This is a genomic window from Clostridium sp. MSTE9, from assembly GCF_000277625.1.
In the GTDB taxonomy this organism is placed as follows: domain Bacteria; phylum Bacillota; class Clostridia; order Oscillospirales; family Acutalibacteraceae; genus Faecalispora; species Faecalispora jeddahensis.
Map to the genome: position 1 here is coordinate 90,134 of NZ_AKFU01000053.1, position 20,661 is coordinate 110,794.

The window sequence follows — 20,661 nt, forward strand, 5'->3', positions numbered from 1 at the left end:
CTCCTAATCCATGAATTTCAGTCGATAACGCCTTTTCCCTTCAGAGCCGCTATTTCCTCTTCGCTGTAATCCAGAAGCTGCCTGAGAACCAGTTCCGTGTCCTGCCCCAAAGCGGGCGCGCCGCGCCATACCTGCCCCGGCGTTTCAGAGAATTTCGGCACAAAGCCAAACGCTTCGATTTCCTTTTGCAGCGTCTGGTCTGTGTACTTGATCCAATCCCCTCTCTCGCGCCAATGGGTCTGTTCGTACACATCCCCGGCATCCCGCACGACAGCCGCGCCGATTTTATTGGCGATACAGATTTCCAGCGCTTCGTCGGCGGTATGCTCCAGGAAAAATTTCTGGAACGTGGCGTCCAGCTCCTGCCCCAGCGGACTGGCTACCGCTTCGGCGTTGCCGCCCGCCTTTTCGTAGCTGAATTTCTCGGTGTCGATGCCAAAGCCCTTCAAAACCTTCTCATACGCGGCCTTGCCATAAGACCCCAGATTGATGTATTTGCCGTCCTTGGTCGGGAAGATGCCGCCGGGCTGGTAGGTGGTCTGCTTGATCCCCTGCCGCTGCTTCAGGAGCTTCTTCTCCGTCCAGAGGGTAAAGTTGTCGTCCATTACCCTCATCCAGCCTTCTGTGAGGCTGACCTCAACGCTTTGGCCTTTGCCGGTTCTCTGGGCGTTCATGTATGCCATTAAAATACCGTTGACCGCAAACAGTCCGTTCAAATAATCCCCTACATACTGCTGGGCGTAATACGGCTCCCGATCCGGCCAGCCCTGCAGCAGGCTCCACCCGGATTCGGCCTGTCCCAGGGGATCATAGCCCGGCCGGTTGATGTGCTTTTCCTCGCCGCCAAAGCCGGAGGTGCCGAACCCGCTGATATGGCAGATGACCAGCTTGGGGTTCACCTCAAGCAATATCTCATCGCTGATCCCCAGCTTATTCAGCCAGACCATATTCTCGATCCAGACATCCGAGTTTTTGATCAGGGACAAAAAGATCTCTTTGGATTCGGGAACATTCAAATTCGTTTCCAGTGAGACGCTGAGCTTGTTTCTTGCGTTCTGCATCCAGGAGCCGCTGATGGATTTGTCCCCATACGTGATCTGCGGCTTTTGATGTCTTGCCGGGTCTCCGCCCACCTTCGGCCGCTCCAGAGCGATCACTTCCGCCCCGAAATCGCTCATCATCGTGGCGGAAAAAGGCGCCGCCACCACGGTTCCGTTGAGTAAAACCCGAATTCCGCTCAGCGGCCCAAACGTGGGGATCAGAAGCGGTGCGGGCTTGCGTTCGATTTTTTCCCATCTGCTCACAATCGAAATCCTCCCTATATTTTAAAATAGAAAAAACAATCAGCCGCTGGTGGTGCCCATATCTGCCACGATATAGGAGCCCGTCATGATCCCTGAGAAATCCGACGCGAGGAACAGCACGATGGCCGCAACCTCTTCCACTTTTCCCCATCTTCTGAGCGGGATTTTTTTAAACATCTTTTCCTGATACTGTGGATTATCGAGCGCTTCTGCGTTCAGCGCCGTTTTCACATAGCCGGGGCAAACAGAATTCACCGTGATGTCGTATTTACCGAATTCAATTGCCATGCCCTTTGTCAGGTTCAAAACAGCGGCCTTCGAGGCTCCGTATGTAGAAATGTTCTTGGTGCCGATCAGCCCGCCGATGGAAGCCATGTTGATGATCCTTCCGCCGGTGCCCTGTTTGATCATTTCCTTTGCGGCGGCGGCGGAACCGAAAAACACGCTTTTCAGGTTGGAATCCATCACGGTACTATACTCCGCCTCGCTCATCTCCAGCATTGGCTTGGTGATGGCCACACCCGCGTTGTTCACCATAATATCCAGTTTTCCATAGGTTTCAACTGTCTTTGCCACCAGCGAATCGATCTCTTCCTTCACCTGAACATCTGTTTTGATGCCGATCGCTTCGCCGCCCAGCTCTGTAACCTCTTTTGCCACCCTGTCGCAGTCATCCTGGTGCCTGCTGGTAATGACTACCTTCGCGCCGTAGTACGCCAGTGCCATTACGACGCCGTATCCAAGTCCCTTTGTGCCGCCTGTTACAATGGCCACCTTTCCGGTTAGATCGTAATTGGGCATTGGAAACGGCAGTTTTGCATTTTCGTTCATTTGTATACCTCCTTTAATGAATCAATTTTAGTACAACGAAACTTACCGAGGGGAACCTTTTTCACTCGGATGATGTAGCAAAATTCATGCCAACCTATCTCCCTTTCCCTTTTCAAAACGCCTCCCGGAAGCACTTGTTTTCGGCTCCCTTATTTTGTGAAAAAACGGTCTGGTTCCTATCCCATTTCAGCATGGTACGGTTTTTGCTATATACAAAGCACAGAAACAACAGGAGGTGCTTTTATGGAAACAAAAATCACGGAAATGCTGGGGAGCAAATACCCGATCCTTTGCGGCGGCCTGTATGGCCTTTCTGAGGCGGAGCTTGTTTCCGCCGTGTGCAACGCGGGCGGTTTCGCCTTTTTATCTTCCAATCATCTGGGGAGTAAAGAGGCCCTTCGGGAACAGATCCGGCAGACAAAAAAGCTGACAAACCAGCCCTTTGGCGTAAACATTTCTCTTCTGGCGGAATCCAAAACAAATTTCACCCACAATTACATCGACGTCATCGTGGAGGAAAAGGTCCCCGTTGTGGAAACTGCCGGGAATAACCCGGCGGAATATATCAAGCGGCTGAAAGAAGCAAAGGTCACGGTGCTCCATAAAGCGGTGACCGCCAGGCACGCAAAAAAAGCGGAAGCAGCGGGAGCCGACGGCATTATACTGGTGGGGTACGCGGCGGGCGGGCACCCCGGCATGGAAGAAGTGGGGCTGTTTGTCAATTTACCCGAAACAGTACGTGCCGTAAAGATCCCCGTGATTGCCGCGGGCGGAATCTGCACGGGAGAGGGCATGGCCGCCGCTTTTCTGCTGGGGGCAGAGGGAATTTTGATGGGCACCGCCTTTGCGATGACAGAAGAATCCCCTTACCATCCGAATATCAAAAACAAAATCCTGCAGGCCAGTGCAACAGACACTGTGGTGCTGTTCAAGTCGGTCAGAAATGCCTTTCGCTGCCTGAAAAACGACTTCGCCGTTGAAATCATGGAGCTTGAAAAAAACAACGCTCCTCCCGAAGTCATTTTTGAGAATCAAAAAAAATCCCACACCAGAAACGGCTACCGGGAAGGCGACGCGGACCACATTCTGATCCCGATCGGCCAGGCGAGCGGGTTGATCGACCGCATCGTTTCCTGCAAGGAATTGATCGATACCGTCATCATCCAGTATGAGGCTTGTCTCAAAAAGCTTAAACCTTGACAACAAATTTTTTGCCGCGGGACAACCCGGCACGCTGTCTCACAGTTACATATACGGGCAGGGCACTTTCGTGTATACTTAATATATAGTTTTCGAAAGATGCGTCCGGTTTAATGTGTATGTAATATACAACCCTTTTCTAGCTCCTCCCAAAAACAGGGATTCCGGCCTGTTTCAGCGTGTTTTCCATTTGGCACATCTATTGCTAATAAAAGAGATTGATCCAACCGAGGGGAATTTATCACAACAAGGTACGGAGGAAAACACAATGCTCGAAACAAGGTACACACAGCTTCAAAAATCAGCGAATTCGGGACGGAGGAAAGGATATGTTTGAAAAAAAGCACGAGCTGCTCAGAAAATTAGTCAGGGAATTTGCCGTAAATGAAATTGCTCCTTACGCAAAAGAAATTGACCAAACGGGCCATTATCCCGAAGAACTTGCGAAAAAAATCATTGAGTGCAAGTTTCATTGCGTCACCATTCCGGAAGCGTACGGCGGATGCGGCGGCGACACAAGATCCAATGCGATCGTAACAGAAGAAATTGCAAGGGTATGCGCTTCTTCTGTGTCACAGATTATGCCGAACTCGCTTTCCGGCACACCTTTGATGCTGTTCGGCAATGAACAGCAAAAGCAGAAATACTTGAGAGGCATGGCGGAAGGAACCATGATCGGCTCCTTTGGCATCACAGAGCCAGGGGCGGGGTCCGACACCGCATCGATCGTGACCACGGCGGAAAAGGACGGCGATGATTATATTTTAAACGGCAGAAAATGCTTCATCACCAATGGCCCTGTCTGCGACTTCATTACCGTATTTGCAAAAACCGATACCAAAGCGAAAGGCGTCAGCGGAATCAGCGCTTTCATCGTAGAAGCAGCCTGGGAGGGTTTTTCCCGGGGCAAGGTTGAGGATAAGCTGGGGATCAGGGGCTCAAAAACCTGTGACATCGTTCTCGAGAACGTCAGGGTCCCCAAAGAAAACCTTCTGGGTAGAGAGGGCCAGGGCTTTAAAATCTGCATGGCCACCCTTGATTCAGGAAGAATCACCGTTGCCTCGCAGGGGCTGGGGATCGCCCAGGGAGCGCTCGATGAGGCCGTAAAGTTTACAAAGGAAAGAATCCAATTCGGAAAGCCGATTTCCCGTCTGCAGAACACGCAGTTTGAGATTGCCGACATGGCCACCAAAATCCAATGCGGACGACTGCTGGTCTATGACGCCGCCCTGAAAAAGGATTCGGGAAAGCCTTATTCCCAGGAAGCGGCCATGGCCAAATATTACTGCGGGGATTTGTGTAATGATGTGACTTACAGGGCCCTGCAGCTGCACGGTGGATATGGATTCATCAAGGATTACGATATTGAAAGAATGTACCGCGACGCAAGAATCGTATCGATCTATGAGGGCACGTCCGAAATCCAGAAGGTGGTTATTTCAGGGCATATTTTAGGGAAATAAACAGGAGGAACGACATGAATATATTAGTTTGCGCAAAGCAGGTGCCCAATACGAACGAGGTCAAAATCGACCCGGTGAAAGGGACTCTGATTCGGGAAGGCGTGGAGAGCATTCTGAATCCGGACGACGCCAACGCGCTGGAAGAGGCGCTCCGGCTCAAGGATCAATACGAGGACGTCAAAGTGACGGTTTTGTCCATGGGGCCTCCCCAGGCCGACGACATGCTCAGGGAATGCCTTGCCATGGGGGCGGATGAAGCTGTTCTCGTCAGCGACAGGGCTTTTGGCGGCGCCGATACCTGGGCAACCTCTAACACCATTTCCGCGGCGATCAAAAAAGCGGGCAGCTTTGATATCATCTTTGCCGGGCGTCAGGCGATCGATGGAGACACCGCACAGGTAGGTCCTCAAATCGCTGAAAAGCTGGGATTGCCGCAGATTACATACGTACAGAGCTTTGAGATTGATGGAAACACCGTGACTGTTCAACGGCAGCTGGAGAATGGATACGAGGTGATTCGGGTCAAAACCCCCGTGCTTCTCACTGCGGTGAAAGAATTGAATCAGCCCCGGTACATGAATGTAAAAGGGATTTACGACGCCTACAAAAAAGAGATTCCCGTATGGGGCGTCGACGACACCCCGGTAGAGAAAGAAATTGTCGGTCTCAAGGCATCCCCGACGAAGGTATTTCGGTCCTTTACTCCCGCCCCGAAGGGAAAAGGCGTCATGCTTGAGGGCCCAGCCAGGGAAAAGGTTGCCAACCTGATCAACAACCTGCAGAAACAACACATTATATAGCGGAGGCTTACGTATGGAAAACAGAAATGAGTACCGAAATGTATGGGTATACGCGGAACAAAGGCAAGGCGCGATCACTCCCGTTGTTTATGAGCTGTTGGGCGAAGGCAAAAAGATCGCTGAAAAGACCGGCTCTGAGCTCTGTGCTTTTCTGATCGGCAGCAATGTGGCTTCGCTGGCCAGCGAGCTGATCGAATACGGCGCCGAAAAAGTATACCTGGCGGAAAGTCCGTTGTTGGAGTATTATACAACCGACGGATATGCGAAAGTGCTGTCCGATGCGATCAAGGAATACAAGCCCGAAATCGTGCTTTATGGCGCGACCCACATCGGAAGAGACCTTGCGCCGAGAATCGCGGCCAGAGTCAATACCGGGCTGACCGCAGACTGCACAAAGCTGGAAGTGGACCCGGAGGATAAAAAATTAATGCAGACGCGTCCCGCTTTCGGCGGAAACCTGATGGCAACCATTGTCTGCCCGGATCACAGACCGCAGATGTCCACCGTAAGGCCGGGAGTCATGGAAAAGGCCGCCAGAAACAGCGATAACAGGGGTTCCATCATTCAGGTCGACATGCAATTGGAACCGGCCGATATCAGAACCGAGGTCATCGAGATCGTAAAGCATAAAAAAGACATGGTTTCTTTAGTAGACGCCAACTTTATCGTTTCCGGCGGAAAAGGATTGGGCTGCGCGGACGGCTTTGCCATGCTCCGGCAGCTAGCGGAGGTTCTGGGCGGCACGGTAGGCGCTTCCAGAGCAGCCGTGGACGCCGGCTGGATCGACCACGCCAACCAGGTCGGGCAAACGGGAACAACGGTCAAGCCCACCATCTATTTTGCCTGCGGAATATCCGGTGCGATTCAGCATCTGGCCGGCATGTCCGAATCCGATATCATCATCGCGATCAATAAAAATCCGATGGCCCCGATCTTCGACATCGCAGATTACGGTATTGTCGGCGACGTAAACGAAGTGGTTCCCATGCTGATTGAGGCCTTTACGCAATACAACGAGGAAAAAGAATTTGCTTAAGGCTTTTCTTGCCGCCGACAGATATGTAAAATAAAATCAGACAGCCCTCTGCCCCCCTTTCTTTTGTGCCGGGGCGACGACGCTTTTCCGCACAAAAGGCTGGCAGGGACGGAAATATTGCAAACGGATTGCTCAAAGGGATACAGGACTTTATATCAAACGATATTTCCGGCACTTTTTCAAGATGCTGCTCTCAGGTGAACTGCGGGGAACAAAACGGGCATGTCCGGGTGACATGCCTGACCCGCAAAATTTGAAACAGAAAGGAAGATTAGAATTGGGAGCTTTTTATTACAAAAGCGATCCGATGTTTTGTGAGCTGTTTCAAGATGCGGTAACCAGACACAGGAATAAAACAGCCGTTGTGTGGAAGGAACAAGCCCTGACCTATCGGGAGCTGGATGAGAAATCCACTCTGGTTGCACAGTGTATTGCAGGAAAAGGCGTGGGCCATGAAGATATCGTAGCGATTCAAATGGGACGTTCCATTGATTCCATCGCCGCTATGATCGGCGTCTTAAAAGCCGGCGCCGCCTTTGTGTTTTTGGATTCCTTATACCCGGCGGAAAGATTGGAATACATAACGGAGCACTGTCGATGTCCCCTGATCCTCACCGAAGATTTTATGGATCGCCTGGATGCCATGGAGCACCGTGTCCCGCCGCCTCACACCTCGGAAGACCTGGCGGTGATCATCTATACCTCCGGTTCAACGGGAAATCCAAAAGGGGTTATGATCGAGCACAAAAATCTGGCCGCCTTAATCAACAGCTACGCGGAACTGGAAATGGATGAAAATGATATTTTCGGGGCCTTTGCAAACTTTTGCTTTGTGGCCGCTCTGAATGATATTTTTACCCCTTTGGCGCTGGGGGCCACCGTAGACATTGTTCCGGGCGAGATTCGGAAAGACATTCGGGCATTGGCAAAATATTATATCGAGCATCAAATCACCATCACCTTTTTACCGCCCCATATGGCGGCAAAATACATAAAATTGGACGCCGACAACACGACGCTGAAAACCCTGCTTGTGGGCAGCGAGGCGGCGCGCAACCTTCAGCCGCGGCGGTATCAGATACGGAACATCTACGCCTCCTCCGAATTGTGCAGCTTTGTTTCCAGCTATGTGATCACGGAAGAAGCTGTGTGCTACCCGATCGGAAAAATCAAAAGCTCCTTAAAGTACTATGTGATGGATCAGAACAATCAGGAGGTCGCCGAAGGAGAAACGGGAGAGCTCTGTATTTCCGGCCCCCAGGTTTCCAGAGGGTATTTGAACGATCCCGAAAAAACCGCGGAGCAGTTCATTCAAAATCCGTTTACTCAGGAAGGACCCTATCGAATTCTGTATAAAACAAATGACCTGGTCAAACAGCTTCCGGACGGTAATCTCCAATTTGTATGCCGCAAAGACTGGATGCTGAAAATCAGGGGCTATTGCGTGGAATCCCATGAAGTAGAGCTGTCGATGCTGAAATATCCCGGGATCACCGAAGCGGCCGTTACCGCGTGTACCGATTGCGGCGGAACCAATATCCTATGTGGATATTTTACCGCAAATTGCAAAATAGAAATAGAGGACCTGAAAGCATTTCTGAAAAAACATCTGCCCTACTATATGGTCCCTTTAAAAATGCTGCAGCTGGACAGCTTCCCGCGCAATCATAACAATAAAACAGACAAGAGTCTTTTGCCGGAAATCAATTGATTACCGCAAATCACTGTTACAGTCATTGGAGGAATACCCATGCATCAAATTGTCAAAAAGCAGGTGTTAAATCCTACTGTGGTACTTTTGGTCATCGATGCTCCATTGGTGGCAAAGAAAGCACAGCCCGGGCAGTTTATCATTTTGAGAGTAGACGACACGGGAGAACGCATCCCGTTGACCATAGCGGATTATGATCGGGAGTTGGGTACGGTCACGATCATTTTCCAGATCGTAGGGGCTACCACCAAACTCCTCGCACAGAAGCAGGAGGGCGAGCATCTGGCGGATTTCGTAGGTCCCCTTGGCACCGCGTCTCATCTGGAGGGTCTGGGAAAAGTCGCGGTCATCGGCGGCGGTGTCGGCTGCGCGATTGCTTATCCTCAGGCAAAAAAGCTGTTCGGGCTGGGGGCCCATGTGGATGTGGTGACCGGCTTTCGCAGCAAAGAGCTCATTATTTTGGAAGAGGAGTTCAAAAAGGCCAGCACCAGATATTTCTGTACAACAGATGATGGTTCCAATGGAACAAAAGGATTTGTATCCGATGTGCTCAGTCGGCTGATCGAGGAAAGAAATCAGTATGATGCCGTGATCGCCATTGGCCCCCTGGTCATGATGAAGGCGATATGTGCCGTCACAGGGCCATATCACATCAAAACCATCGTCAGCATGAACCCGATCATGATCGACGGCACCGGCATGTGCGGCGGATGCAGGATCGCGGTGGACGGCCAAACGAAGTTCGCTTGTGTGGACGGCCCCGACTTTGATGGGCATCTGGTGGACTTTGACGAGGCGATCCGCCGCAGCAAGCTGTATTCCGGCGAGGAAAAGGAACGGTCGCATGCGATGGAATGCCGTCTGATGAAAGGAGTTCAGTAAGATGCCGGTCACAATAAAAAAAACAGAGATGCCTGTTCAGGCCCCGGATATCCGGAAAAACAATTTTGAACAGGTCGCTTTGGGATACACCGTAGAAATGGCCCTGGAAGAAGCGCAGAGATGCCTGAACTGCAAACACAAGCCATGCATTGCCGGCTGTCCCGTCGGCGTCAAGATCCCTGAATTTATCAGTCAGTTGAAAAGCAGCGAATACGAGGCCGCCTATCAGACCATTCGCGAGACAAACGCGCTCCCCGCTGTCTGCGGCAGGGTCTGCCCTCAGGAGTCGCAATGTGAAGCAAAATGTGTGCGGGGCATCAAAGGGGAACCGGTCGCGATCGGGCGTTTGGAACGGTTTGCGGCAGATTACCACATGCAGCACTTTTCAGAAGAAACAGAAGCCGTAGAGTCGAACGGCATTCCGGTAGCTGTTGTGGGGGCGGGGCCTTCCGGCCTGACCTGTGCCGGTGAACTGGCAAAAAGAGGATATGAGGTCACGGTATTCGAGGCGCTTCACCAGCCGGGCGGCGTACTGATTTACGGCATCCCCGAGTTTCGGCTCCCGAAAAAGATCGTGGCGTACGAGATTGAAAATCTGAAGAAATTGGGAGTAAAGATTCAGACAGATATTGTCATTGGCAAAACGATCTCTGTGGATGAGCTGTTTGTGCAGGGAATGCGGGCGGTGTTCATCGGTTCTGGGGCAGGGCTGCCCTCTTTTATGCAGATCGAGGGAGAAAGCCTGAACGGAGTATATTCCGCCAACGAGTACCTGACCAGAATCAATCTGATGAAGGCTTATCTTCCGGATTATGGGACTCCCATTCTGAAAGGAAAATCCGTGGCTGTCGTGGGCGGCGGCAATGTCGCGATGGATGCCGCGAGAAGCGCGCTGAGAATCGGCGCGGAGTCCGTATCGATCATTTACCGCCGCAGTATGGAAGAAATGCCGGCCCGGCAGGAAGAAGTGGAGCACGCCATGGAAGAAGGTGTACAGTTCAATCTGCTGACCAATCCGATTCGTTTTATCGGGGATGAAAACGGCTGGCTAAGGGGTGTGGAGTGTGTCAAAATGGAGCTTGGGGAACCCGACGCATCCGGCCGCCGCCGGCCTGTCGCGCAGAAGGGAAGCGAGTTTTTCCTCGACATCGACACTGCGATCATTGCGGTGGGAACCTCTCCAAATCCCCTAATTAGAAAAACGACGGATGGTCTTGAGGTAAACAGGCACGGCTGCATCATCACTCAGGAAGAAACGGGTGAAACAAGCCGAAAGGGTGTTTACGCGGGAGGGGATGCGGTTACCGGCGCTGCCACGGTCATTCTCGCTATGGGTGCCGGAAGAAAAGCGGCGGAAGCAATGGACCAATACATACAGCAGAATCCCGTGGAATCAAACAGCCTGAATTGAGCGATACGCTTTGCCGGGTGCATTTGTATTCTTTGTGTTGATGAGACAAAACAGATTTCGCCATCTTATCTCCTCTATAGAAAAAGAAAGACATCCGGGCCAACAAATCCGGATGTCTTTCTTTTTGCCCAAAAGGTGCCACAGGAGATCATATGCCGCCTGTGACACCTTTCCATTTTTCCTGCCTTGGCTTTATGAGTTCAGCTTCCCGCTGAATAGCCGTTTTTCATATTGGTATAGCTCAAATAATTGGAAAGCATCGCGCTCAGGCTATCAGCAAGAGCACTGCGGAGCACCCTTAATTCCTGTGTCTTTCCGTCCAACGCCTTCTGGCTGGAGTAACCCAGCAAAAAGGCCTGCTGTTCCAGCGCAAGTTCGTTTCCCTTCTGCTGTACACTGATGAGATTCTGCTGATAAACCGTGTAGGAATTTTTCAGTGCATCGTACAGCTTTTGAAATGTCACCTGCTCGGAGGCCCGCACCTGCTGGAGCGCGATCTCCGCGTTGTCCAGCTCATAATCCGTATCGTAATTTTCCTCTGTATAATCATAGGTCAGCCTTGCCGCCTTGATTTTCTCGCTGTTTCTCCACATCTCGATCACGTCTGCGCCATAATCAACGGCCGCAATCTCGTTAAAATCCAAATCCGTGGCCGAAAGCGGACTGACATTCATCGGAATATCCCTCGGCAGATTCAGCAGCATGCGCAGGACCGCTTTTTTCTGCGTGAGCTGATCGCTCAGCTGGGTCAGCGTGCTCTTCGCCTGATCCGCCTGCTGCCGAAGAGAGTCGACCTCCTTCTGCGAAGTATAGCCCAAAGAAAACGCCTGCAATGCGGTCCCCCATGCTTTTTGGGCGTTGTCCGCGGCCGTCTGCGCCTCGGTAAGGCGCTCGCTGTCCGCGCAGTAGGCAAGGTAAGCCAGCTTTGCGTTCAGCACCGTATTTTGCACCTTACTGTCGTACTCTTTTTGTGCCAATTTATACTGGTACTTCGCGGCATCCTCCGACAGGTTGTAGTAATCTGGATCTTCTTTTTTCTCCTTGGCAATTTTGAGGTTGTTCAGCAGGTTTTGCAGCTCCAGGCTGTAGTCCTCCATAATGGTCTGAATCGTATTCATGGAAACCTCCGCCGCCGGGTTCGGCGCGGCCGGTGTCGCTTCCTCCGCAAAAGCGGGGATCGGCAAACTCGCTGCCAAAACAGCTGTCAGCAGAAATGCAATCCATTTTTTCATGTATTTTCCCTCCCGAAATCACTTTGGCCGTTTCTTTTCGGCACTGTTTCTGCAAAAGCATTTAGGTTTTAAATGGATTCGGTTTTACCTTCATCCCTTCTTTGATGCTGACATCCGGTTCCGACAGCACCGTTTCCCCTTCCTTCAGCCCTTCCAGAATTTCCACAGATTCCTGATCCTGAATTCCTTTTTTCACCGCCCTGATCACTGTTTTCCCGTCCTGTATGGCAAAGACGCAGCTTTTGTCCTCATAGTCGAATACGGCAGCAAGCGGCACTGTCAGCACATCGTCTTTCTTTTGGGTAATGATTCGGATATCCGCCTCGTACCCCTGTTTCATCTGCGGGAGCGGGCCGGACGGTTCTATGGTCACCTTCACTCTTTTCTGATTGACGCCCAGAGAAGAGGTCATCTCCACGGCGCTCGGCGCGATTGCCGCCACCTTGCCTGTCGTCGTCTGCCTGTTTTCTGATCTGTCGATGATTTCGGTCTCATCCCCCAGCTGGATATTGACCGCATCATCTGCCAAAATATAGGTCTCCAGCTCCATTTTATCTACATTCGCAATCACGAACGCAACGGTTCCCGGGGCGCCGACCGTATTCACTTCCACCTTTTTTTCCAGTATCACCCCGTCTATGGGCGATCTGATTTCCTGCTTTTCCAGACTGCGGGATAGGCTTTCCCGGCTCAGCTCCGCCTGCTGCAGCTGCGCGTTATAAACCGCCTTTACGCTTGCGGGGGTATTCGCCTGCATCTGCTCCAGGTCGATTTTGGCGCTCTCAATTTGAGCCTGCGCGCTCTTCATGGCCGTTTCCTTCGCCTTCAGCTCCTTTGCGCTCAACGCACCCTGATCCGCAAGAAGCTTTGCATAATGATAGTCGTCTGTCGCCAGCGCATACGCATCCTCCGCCGCCGTGACCGCGAGCTTCAGCTTTTCAATGCTGCTCGCGTAATTTTTTACGTCGCTTCTGCCCTGAAAGGTAGCTTTTATTTCCTGGATCCTTGCGTCCTGATTCTCGAGCTGAAGCTGTAAATCCGCTTTCTCCATGGACAAAAGCAGGTCTCCCCGCTTGACCTGCTGCCCCACATCGACGGGAATCTCCTGAATCAGGCCGCTCCCCTCGACGCTGGCGTTCCGAAGCTCCTTGTATTTTACGGTGCCGATATCCTCCACATATTTGCGGATCTCCGCTTTTTGAGCGACTGCGACAGGTACTTCGGTGCCCTGATCGGAAAAATACAGCGTCGACAAAGCTGCAGCCGCCACAACGCCGATCCCTAACAGTAATAATTTTTTCTTTTTCATGATTTCCCAACCCCCTATACAATGAGATGATCCCATCCATTTATTCCGCGCTCTTGAGCGATTCCACCATATCGATATCCCGAACCTTTTTCCCCAGCAGTAAATTGGCCGTCAGTGTAAAAATGCCGACCAGCAGCGCGGTGATGAAATAGCTGGAGGGATTCAAAACCGCCGGAAACCACATCGTTTCAGTGGCCGACATGTTAAGGACTGCTTGGGTCAGCAGCTTCCCCGGCAAAAGACCGACGAGAACGCCGAAAGCACTGAGAAAGAAATTCTCATAAAACACCAGGCTTTTCAGTTCGCCCGTCGTAAAGCCCAAGACCGAAAGTGTCGCGATTTCGCGCCTGCGCTCAAAAATATTGATATTAGTAATGTTGTAAATCACCGCGAAGGTCAGAACGCCCGCACCTAGGATCATGATGAGGATCATACTGTTCATGGTACCCATGGTCTGCTCCATATTGGAAACGATCTCCGCCTTTGACTGCACGGTGTTGACATTCATCCTGTCCTTTAACTCCCGAACAACCTCTTTTTCATGCTCCAGATCCTCCAGCCGGACATATGCCGCATTGATCACAGTCCCTTCGCGGAGCAGGTAATCCAGATATTCCGTGCTGCAGATCGCGCTTTGTCCCAGCAGCTCCATGGTGTTTCCCCGGATGATCACCGGCCGTTTATCGATTTCCTCATTTTTGCCCGGGTAAAACGAGCGCAGGAACACCCTGTCCCCAACATTCACTCCTAGCGTATCCATCAGGCGCTTCGGCAGCAAAATCCCTTCCTTTGGAATGACCGCCCGCCTCCCCTCGGCATCCAGAACCCCATACAGCTGTGACCCGCTGTCCAGCGCAATGATGCCGATGTCCTTTCTCCTCCACCCGCTGGTGATCTCCATCCCGCTTTCCAGAACCGGTTCTGCCGATTTGATGTGGTCGATGCTCCGCACATCATTCAGTGCGCTGGCATCCAATATTTTTGAAAAGCTGACTTTTAGATCAAATTTTTGAATTTCCCGAAACTGGATATCCATCAGGTAATCGACGGAATTCTGAAAGCCCATCGCCATCAGGATCAGCACGGTGGAAAAGATGATTCCTACAGAGGCCATCGCGGAGCGCTTTTTATACCGAAAAATGTTCCGGATGATGATTTTCCAGCTGAAATTGATGCTCTTCCAGAACAGCTTCCAATTTTCCAGAAGAATCTTTCTGCCGGAAGCGGGGGCTTTGGGCCTCATGGATTCGGCCGGCATCAGCCGCAGCTCTTTTCTGCACGCGTTGTAGCCCGCTACCACGCAGAAAAACAGGGCCAGCAAAGAGGCCGGCAGCACCAGATCCCAGTGGATCACGGCACCGCCGATCGGGAGATTGTAGTATGTATTGTAAAGATCCATCATGGCGCTGCCGACCACAAAAATCCCCATCAGCGACCCGATCACGCTCCCCAGGAGCCCGACCATGAGAGGATACGTTTCGTAGTGGAGCATGATGTCCCAATCGCTGTAGCCAAGCGCTTTGAGAACCCCCATCAGCGTTCTCTGGTTCTCGATCATTCTTGTCATCGTGATATAGATGATCACCGCCGACGCGATGAAAAACAGCATGGGAAAGCTCGTTCCCATCGACTTGAGTCCATCCACATCGGAACTGAACATACTGTAGCTGAGCTGATCCTTTTTTTCTATTGTGCTGCTCTCTCCATACTGTTTGAGCATCTCTTTCATTTTTTCCTTTACGGCCTTTGCGTCACCGTTCTGATCCAGCAGCACATTGATGTCGTTAACCGTGCCCTGCATATCCAGCACGGTCTGAAGATAGGACTTTTTCACATAGACCAGGCCGAATTTTTTGGGGTCGGGAATCAGATCGCCAGCCTCCCGGAGCTCATAGGTATATTCGGGGCTTTTCGCCGTGCCCACCACCCGCAGCTTGACGCGGCTGCCATTGATGATTGGTTCGATCGTCTGCCCCATCACAAGACCGTTGGCCTTGAAAAATTTTTCTGATACGATGCACTGGTTTCCGGCTTCCGGCGAGAAATAGCTGCCGGAGGTCAGCAGGATATCATTGAGGATTTCCCCTCTTTGCTCGGGAAGGGAAATCAGCCTGACGATCGCGTTTCTGTCCTGAATGTCGATTCTCGCGTCGCGCACGACTCTGCCCTGTGCCGTTTTCACCCCGGGGATCGACCGAATCCGATCCACCGCCCCTTCCGGAGCGCGGATGACGGTGCTCCAGATATCCGCCAGCCGATATTCGCTAAAATATTTTTCCCCGGCTCCCTCAACACCCATCAGCGCGGTATTCATCCCGGTATAAAACATGACGCCGATCATGACTACGGCCAGAACGGACAGAAACTGCCCCTTCGATTCCCCCAGATCGCGGTAGAATTTTTTCAAAAAAATCCACATTACCATTCAATCCTTTCTACCGGAACCGGGGCTTCGTTCCTTTCCACCGCTTCTACCTTCCCGTTTTTGATTCTGACCACCTTATCCGCCATTGGGGCGAGCGCGCTGTTGTGGGTGATGATCATTATGGTTTTCTCAAACTCGCGGTTCACATGCTGCAGCAGCTTTAAAATGGATTTTCCGGTCATATAATCCAGCGCACCGGTAGGCTCGTCGCAAAGAAGCAGCGTGGGGTTCTTGGCGACCGCCCTTGCGATGGAAACCCGCTGCTGCTCGCCGCCGGAAAGCTGCGCCGGAAAGTTGGCCATTCTTTCCCCAAGCCCCACTTCCGTCAACACTGTGGTGGAATTCATGGGATCGTCGCAGATTTGGGCGGCGATTTCAACGTTTTCCAGAGCGGTAAGGTTCGGCATCAGGTTATAGAACTGAAACACAAAGCCGACATGCTTTCTCCGGTACATCGTCAGCTCATTTTTATTGAACTTTGAAATATCCTTTCCGTTGACCCATACCTCCCCCGAGGTGGGAAAATCCATGCCGCCCAAAATATTGAGAACCGTACTTTTCCCGGCGCCGCTGGGCCCGAGAACGATCACCAGCTCCCCCCGGTTCACCTCAAAGGAAACTCCGTCTGCGGCCCGGATTTTCACTTCCCCCATCACATACTCTTTTACGACGTCCTTGACGGAAATGATTGGTTCCAAATGCGATTCCTCCCTTTATCAGCCGCCGGAAGAAGAAAGCCCCTGTTTCCCGGCGCTTTTGGCCCCTTGGTTGTACTCCTTGATGAATTCCACGTATTCTTTCGAAAAATGATAGATCTGCTCCGTAAGAACTTCCTGCATCATTTCCTTTTTCAGCCCATAATCCTCCGCCAGCCTATCCCCCAGGGTAGTATAGGTGAGTACCGGCAGGCTCGCAAAAAATATGGCCTTGATAAGTTGCCGTTCAATCTGCGTCTCGTCGATCCCTAACTCCCGCATCCCCTTCCTGGATACGTCGATGGAATGCAGCAAAATTTTAAATGTTTCGCTGCTGTTGTTTTTGCGGCGAGAATTTCTGAAAAGTTCCCCCAGAATGATGCTGAATATCTTTTCTTTTTCCTTTGCGATTCTCATTACGTGATCCACAAGCCTTTTGATCACGTCCGCATTATAAATATCAATATTATATAACTCTTCTGTATTGGCTGCGCCGACCGAGTTTTTCTTTTCCTGAATCATCTCATCGACGTTCTGATTGATCAGCTCCAAATAAAGCTCTTCTTTGCTTTTAAAGTAGTAATAGATCAGAGCTTGGTTCACACCCGCTCTTTTCGCGATTTCATCCACTCGGGCGCCGTCAAACCCAAATTCGTAGAACACCTCCAAAGCGGCATCGAGAATCCATTGCCGCCTTTCCTGACTGTTTTCTTTTCCGGGCATGCGTTCCAGCTCCTTAATTAACTATTTAGTTAAATATATTTCAAAAGGAAAAAAATGTCTATCCCATTTATTCTGTTTTTTAAATCAGGACATCTTCAATGAAATCACTTCAGGTATGGCATACGTAAACTGAACGCTTGTGTTCCCTTACCCATACTCCCTCATGCAAGGAAGACATCATTTAATAATCAGGAGCTTTCGCGCTATCCCGTTTTGTGGCAGGGATTCGCCAGAGAATATTCAAAGAAGGGAACTATGTATAGATCAATTGAAACATAGAGTGGTATGAAATTCCTCCCCCCAATGAATCCTGACGTTTCTTTCCGGGCGGCTGTCTGTTTATCGTCTTTTTCACTTTCTCAGTAACCTTCCTATAAAATACAGCGGGTAATGGAATGAACATTCATTCCATTACCCGCTGTATTTCTTTTATTAAGATTGTAACCATAAAAACTTTAGTAAAAGAAGAATGATTGAAATCAAAGATATCTTTCAAGTCATCTTATATCATATCTCTGCCGCGCTTCTGCAGCAATTTTTCCCCTGGGATTTTGCCAGATAAAGAGCCTGATCGCAAAGCTTATAGAGCATATCGATATCTGTTTCTTCGCCCGGAAGGATGCTGAAAAAGCCTACGCTTATCGTGTACTTTATGTTAGAGCCGGCATCTACGGACGAATTCTCTATCGTCGACCTCAGCCGCTCCGCAACCTCTTGGACCGCTTTTTCATCTGCCCCAGGAAGCAATATGGCAAATTCTTCTCCGCCATATCTGCCGAACAGATCGTAATCCCTCAATTGCTTTTTCAGGGTATCTGCAAAATCCTGTAATACGGCATCGCCTACAAAGTGCCCATACTTATCATTGATTTTTTTAAAGTCGTCAATATCAATCAGTAAGAATGAGATTTTCTCCTGCTTCCTCAGGCATAGGGAAATCAGCTCTTTTGAACGCGATATGAAAGTCTTTCGGTTCAGTATGTTTGTCAGCCCGTCAAAAGAGGCGGCTTTCAGCAGCTCAAGATCCTGCTTTTCTTTATCCAGAAGGATGAACCCAGTACTTCCCGCAAGCATCACAATGTAGAGCAGCAAAAACAGCCAGGTGTTGAAAATGCTTGTCGATGCTAAGTTCATATCCAAATCTGTCGTGAGTGCCGCAACTGCGCGGAATATCAAAAACAGTATGGTAAGGCTGTAAAGAGCGGCGATTACCTTTTGCAGCGTGGAAGCTTTCTGATCTGTAAAAAGCTTATACACGGGAAATATCATTAAGAGCGCTGTGATGGAGGAGGCAAATGTGATCCTGACGTTCTCCGGAAAACCATAAGCCGTCGCCCCAATAAATACGGCGATGCAGCAAATCAGCAGGGCAGTATAACGCCTTTTTACTTTTTCGGTGTAATTTCTCTTGATGATCATAAGAGCAATCAGCTCCAGCGCCGCGCCTGTAAATAAGGTTGAATTGCCGACAGCTACTAAGACCATGCTGGGTATCATGCCTCTCAGGCCAAGCATGACCCATGCGGCCGGTTGCAGCAATTTGGAAAGCAAAAACATATTGACCGCTTTGCTTCTGTTTTGTTGATGGGTATAAGCAATGATAAGCGCGCCCGTTAAAAGATGGCCAAACACAAGAACGATCAAAATTGTCGCCATATTGATGTTGGAAAGAATCATCCATATCCCCCGCAATTCTGGGTTTGTTTTGATAAAGAATTTGTTTCTAAAGTGTACTGCGGTAATACATGTATCTATAAGTTGAATCGCCAGAAAAGTAAAACGAGCGGTTTTGTGTGATACAGGGTAAAAATGAATATTTCATTTGATTTGTCATCTATACTTTTGTTTTTATCTAACGCCTACAGCTTTTATTATTTGAATCACAACCAATACTAAGCTCGCCAATTTAGTTAAGAAAAGTATAATATTGCTAGAAACCTCCCGTTTACTTTCCTGCTTTCCTTTAATTACTATTGAGGCTGAATATATTATCTTCATAACTCCTTGATATAGGCCATAAGTTCCTATGAATAATATGAAGAAACTTATAATATTTACCCACCATATATTAGCCCAAAGGAACAGTAAAACCCAAAGAGCGATCAAAACACATCCTAGAATGAAATCGTCAAATCCTTTGATTGCAGTATGCTTCGATTTTGAAAATTCAACAGCAAATCCGAGTATACCCATACAAATAAATATCCATCGGATTATTCTAGAGGCAAGAGTATTTCCAAAGTAATCAGGAAAAACAAGTAGGAATATACCAATTGATAAAAATGCAAGGACTAAAGAAAATCCAGATATTTTACTGTCGATTTCTTCACTAAACACTATTTTCTTTTCTTTTTGTAAATCTTTGCTTTCCATAAGTAGCACCTCAAAAATCCCCAAATAATAATATCTCTTCAATTATTCATATAAAATGTTGCAGAAGTACTGCATTTCCATATCCACTGAGAATTCAAAAAAGATACCGATTGAACCTGATGATGCCGTCAAACCAAACATATTAATATATTATTTAAGACTCATAGGCTGCAAACATATAGCTATATCTAGAGTAATACATGCACTGATTTCGAAACCAGATTCTAATGGCTGAAATTTCATTACAGCATTCCGCATGTCTAGTATTTATAATTTTTACCGCTACGGCATCCGGTTTCCCTTGAAGCAAGGGGATATTTTCAAAAGTTCCTCCACTTCAGTTTGGCCTTTTTGTAAAATTATTTTTTCATTATAACATGATGATTCTCATTTTTCGATGTCTTTAAATATTTTAAAAAAACAAAACCATATACAAACAGAAAAACCGCAACTACTGTTGCAATAGCTGCGGTATGTATCGTTCCTATTCAAATTCCCACGTTTCACTCTTTTGGATTGATCTTCTTAAGAGACCGCTCCATTTATGCTGCGCCCCTTGTATTACTGATCTTTCCCTCGATCTTACGGCTTTGGGTATTCGTTGCAGAGCAAACGGTAGGGCGGCTCGTCTTCCTCAATGGCGGGAAAACGGCCAATGGGCTTCAGAAAGCGGTTGTCGGTATTGTCATCGTTGCATTGGCTCACCTCGCCCAACAGCACCGGTCCCGTGCCTTCCTCCACTGAAAAGTCGTGGTATAAATAGGGCTGTATGGTGATGCTCTCGCCCGGCATCAGGCGCACCTGTGTTCCCGCAGGGACCGTCAGTTCCCGGCCATCCATGTGGACGTGCACTTCCCCGATCTCGTCCAGCCCCTCGCCGGGGGTGGAGTTGTAGACGCGGATCAGAACATTGCCGCCGCCGCGGTTGATAATATCCTCCATCTTGCTCCAGTGAAAGTGCATAGGGGCATATTGGCCCTCCCGCAGATAGAGCAGCTTTTCGGCGTAGGTCTTGGCGTATTTGTCCTTCATGGCAAAATTGCCGTTGCGGATGGTAATCAGCGAAAAGCCGACTTTGCCAAAGTCGCCCAGACCGTAGTCGGTAATATCCCAGCCCAGCATGTTGTCGCGGATTTCGTCGTAGTCATGTCCTTTGGACTTCCAGTCCTCCAGCGTAAAGTGACAGAAAGGCGGCAGGGCAAAGCGGTATTCCTTTATGAAAGCCTCCATTTCCATCAGCACTTTGTTAATCTCGCTGCGTTTCAT

At 49.7% G+C, this 20,661-nt stretch carries 17 protein-coding genes; 7 read left to right on the forward strand and 10 right to left on the reverse strand.

Annotated features, from left to right (window positions below; genetic code table 11):
• Positions 1-17: 17 nt before the first annotated feature.
• Together HMPREF1141_RS15900 and HMPREF1141_RS15905 are read right to left on the reverse strand one after the other, a co-directional pair.
• Positions 18-1,304, reverse strand: a complete 1,287-nt coding sequence (locus tag HMPREF1141_RS15900; protein WP_009066377.1) for a CoA transferase — start codon at positions 1,302-1,304, stop codon at positions 18-20.
• 39 nt (positions 1,305-1,343) lie between these two features.
• Entirely contained in the window at positions 1,344-2,135 is a 792-nt protein-coding gene (locus HMPREF1141_RS15905; RefSeq protein WP_009066316.1) for an SDR family oxidoreductase, read from the reverse strand.
• 243 nt (positions 2,136-2,378) lie between these two features.
• Between HMPREF1141_RS15905 and HMPREF1141_RS15910 the strand changes: the two genes are divergently transcribed.
• From HMPREF1141_RS15910 to gltA, 7 genes are all read left to right on the forward strand, one after another.
• Complete coding sequence (locus HMPREF1141_RS15910; RefSeq protein ID WP_009066334.1) at positions 2,379-3,335, forward strand: nitronate monooxygenase; 957 nt, start codon at positions 2,379-2,381, stop codon at positions 3,333-3,335.
• 329 nt (positions 3,336-3,664) lie between these two features.
• Positions 3,665-4,798 carry an acyl-CoA dehydrogenase family protein gene (locus HMPREF1141_RS15915; RefSeq protein ID WP_009066433.1) on the forward strand — a complete coding sequence of 378 codons (1,134 nt, stop codon included), beginning with the start codon at positions 3,665-3,667 and terminating at the stop codon, positions 4,796-4,798.
• Between the two features lie 14 nt (positions 4,799-4,812).
• Entirely contained in the window at positions 4,813-5,598 is a 786-nt protein-coding gene (etfB, locus tag HMPREF1141_RS15920) for an electron transfer flavoprotein subunit beta (RefSeq protein ID WP_009066276.1), read from the forward strand.
• A 13-nt stretch (positions 5,599-5,611) separates the two neighbouring features.
• A complete protein-coding gene (locus HMPREF1141_RS15925) occupies positions 5,612-6,634 on the forward strand; it encodes an electron transfer flavoprotein subunit alpha/FixB family protein (protein ID WP_009066468.1) in 1,023 nt (340 codons plus the stop codon).
• A 277-nt stretch (positions 6,635-6,911) separates the two neighbouring features.
• Entirely contained in the window at positions 6,912-8,345 is a 1,434-nt protein-coding gene (locus tag HMPREF1141_RS15930; RefSeq protein ID WP_009066458.1) for an amino acid adenylation domain-containing protein, read from the forward strand.
• A 39-nt stretch (positions 8,346-8,384) separates the two neighbouring features.
• Positions 8,385-9,227 (forward strand): sulfide/dihydroorotate dehydrogenase-like FAD/NAD-binding protein, encoded by an 843-nt coding sequence (locus HMPREF1141_RS15935; RefSeq protein WP_009066456.1) that lies wholly within the window; start codon positions 8,385-8,387, stop codon positions 9,225-9,227.
• A gap of 1 nt (position 9,228) precedes the next feature.
• Positions 9,229-10,638, forward strand: a complete 1,410-nt coding sequence (gene gltA / locus HMPREF1141_RS15940; RefSeq protein WP_009066358.1) for an NADPH-dependent glutamate synthase — start codon at positions 9,229-9,231, stop codon at positions 10,636-10,638.
• 200 nt (positions 10,639-10,838) lie between these two features.
• Here the strand turns inward: gltA and HMPREF1141_RS15945 are convergent, their stop codons facing one another.
• The 8 genes from HMPREF1141_RS15945 to HMPREF1141_RS15980 all read right to left on the reverse strand — a co-directional run bounded on the left by HMPREF1141_RS15945 (position 10,839) and on the right by HMPREF1141_RS15980 (position 20,661).
• Positions 10,839-11,870, reverse strand: coding sequence for a TolC family protein (locus HMPREF1141_RS15945; RefSeq protein ID WP_009066412.1), 1,032 nt, complete (start codon positions 11,868-11,870; stop codon positions 10,839-10,841).
• Between the two features lie 61 nt (positions 11,871-11,931).
• Complete coding sequence (locus HMPREF1141_RS15950; protein WP_009066305.1) at positions 11,932-13,179, reverse strand: efflux RND transporter periplasmic adaptor subunit; 1,248 nt, start codon at positions 13,177-13,179, stop codon at positions 11,932-11,934.
• A 40-nt stretch (positions 13,180-13,219) separates the two neighbouring features.
• Entirely contained in the window at positions 13,220-15,604 is a 2,385-nt protein-coding gene (locus HMPREF1141_RS15955; protein WP_242824622.1) for an ABC transporter permease, read from the reverse strand.
• The gene (locus HMPREF1141_RS15960) at positions 15,598-16,302 is read right to left on the reverse strand and encodes an ABC transporter ATP-binding protein (protein ID WP_009066423.1); all 705 of its coding nucleotides are present in this window, start codon (positions 16,300-16,302) and stop codon (positions 15,598-15,600) included. Before HMPREF1141_RS15960 ends, HMPREF1141_RS15955 begins: the two co-directional genes overlap by 7 nt.
• An 18-nt stretch (positions 16,303-16,320) precedes the next feature.
• The gene (locus HMPREF1141_RS16950) at positions 16,321-17,022 is read right to left on the reverse strand and encodes a TetR/AcrR family transcriptional regulator (RefSeq protein WP_009066399.1); all 702 of its coding nucleotides are present in this window, start codon (positions 17,020-17,022) and stop codon (positions 16,321-16,323) included.
• Positions 17,023-17,529: 507 nt separating this feature from the next.
• Positions 17,530-18,699, reverse strand: a complete 1,170-nt coding sequence (locus HMPREF1141_RS15970; protein WP_009066385.1) for a GGDEF domain-containing protein — start codon at positions 18,697-18,699, stop codon at positions 17,530-17,532.
• A 171-nt stretch (positions 18,700-18,870) separates the two neighbouring features.
• Positions 18,871-19,395, reverse strand: coding sequence for a hypothetical protein (locus HMPREF1141_RS15975; protein ID WP_155863682.1), 525 nt, complete (start codon positions 19,393-19,395; stop codon positions 18,871-18,873).
• Between the two features lie 582 nt (positions 19,396-19,977).
• Positions 19,978-20,661, reverse strand: a complete 684-nt coding sequence (locus HMPREF1141_RS15980; protein WP_009066339.1) for a D-lyxose/D-mannose family sugar isomerase — start codon at positions 20,659-20,661, stop codon at positions 19,978-19,980.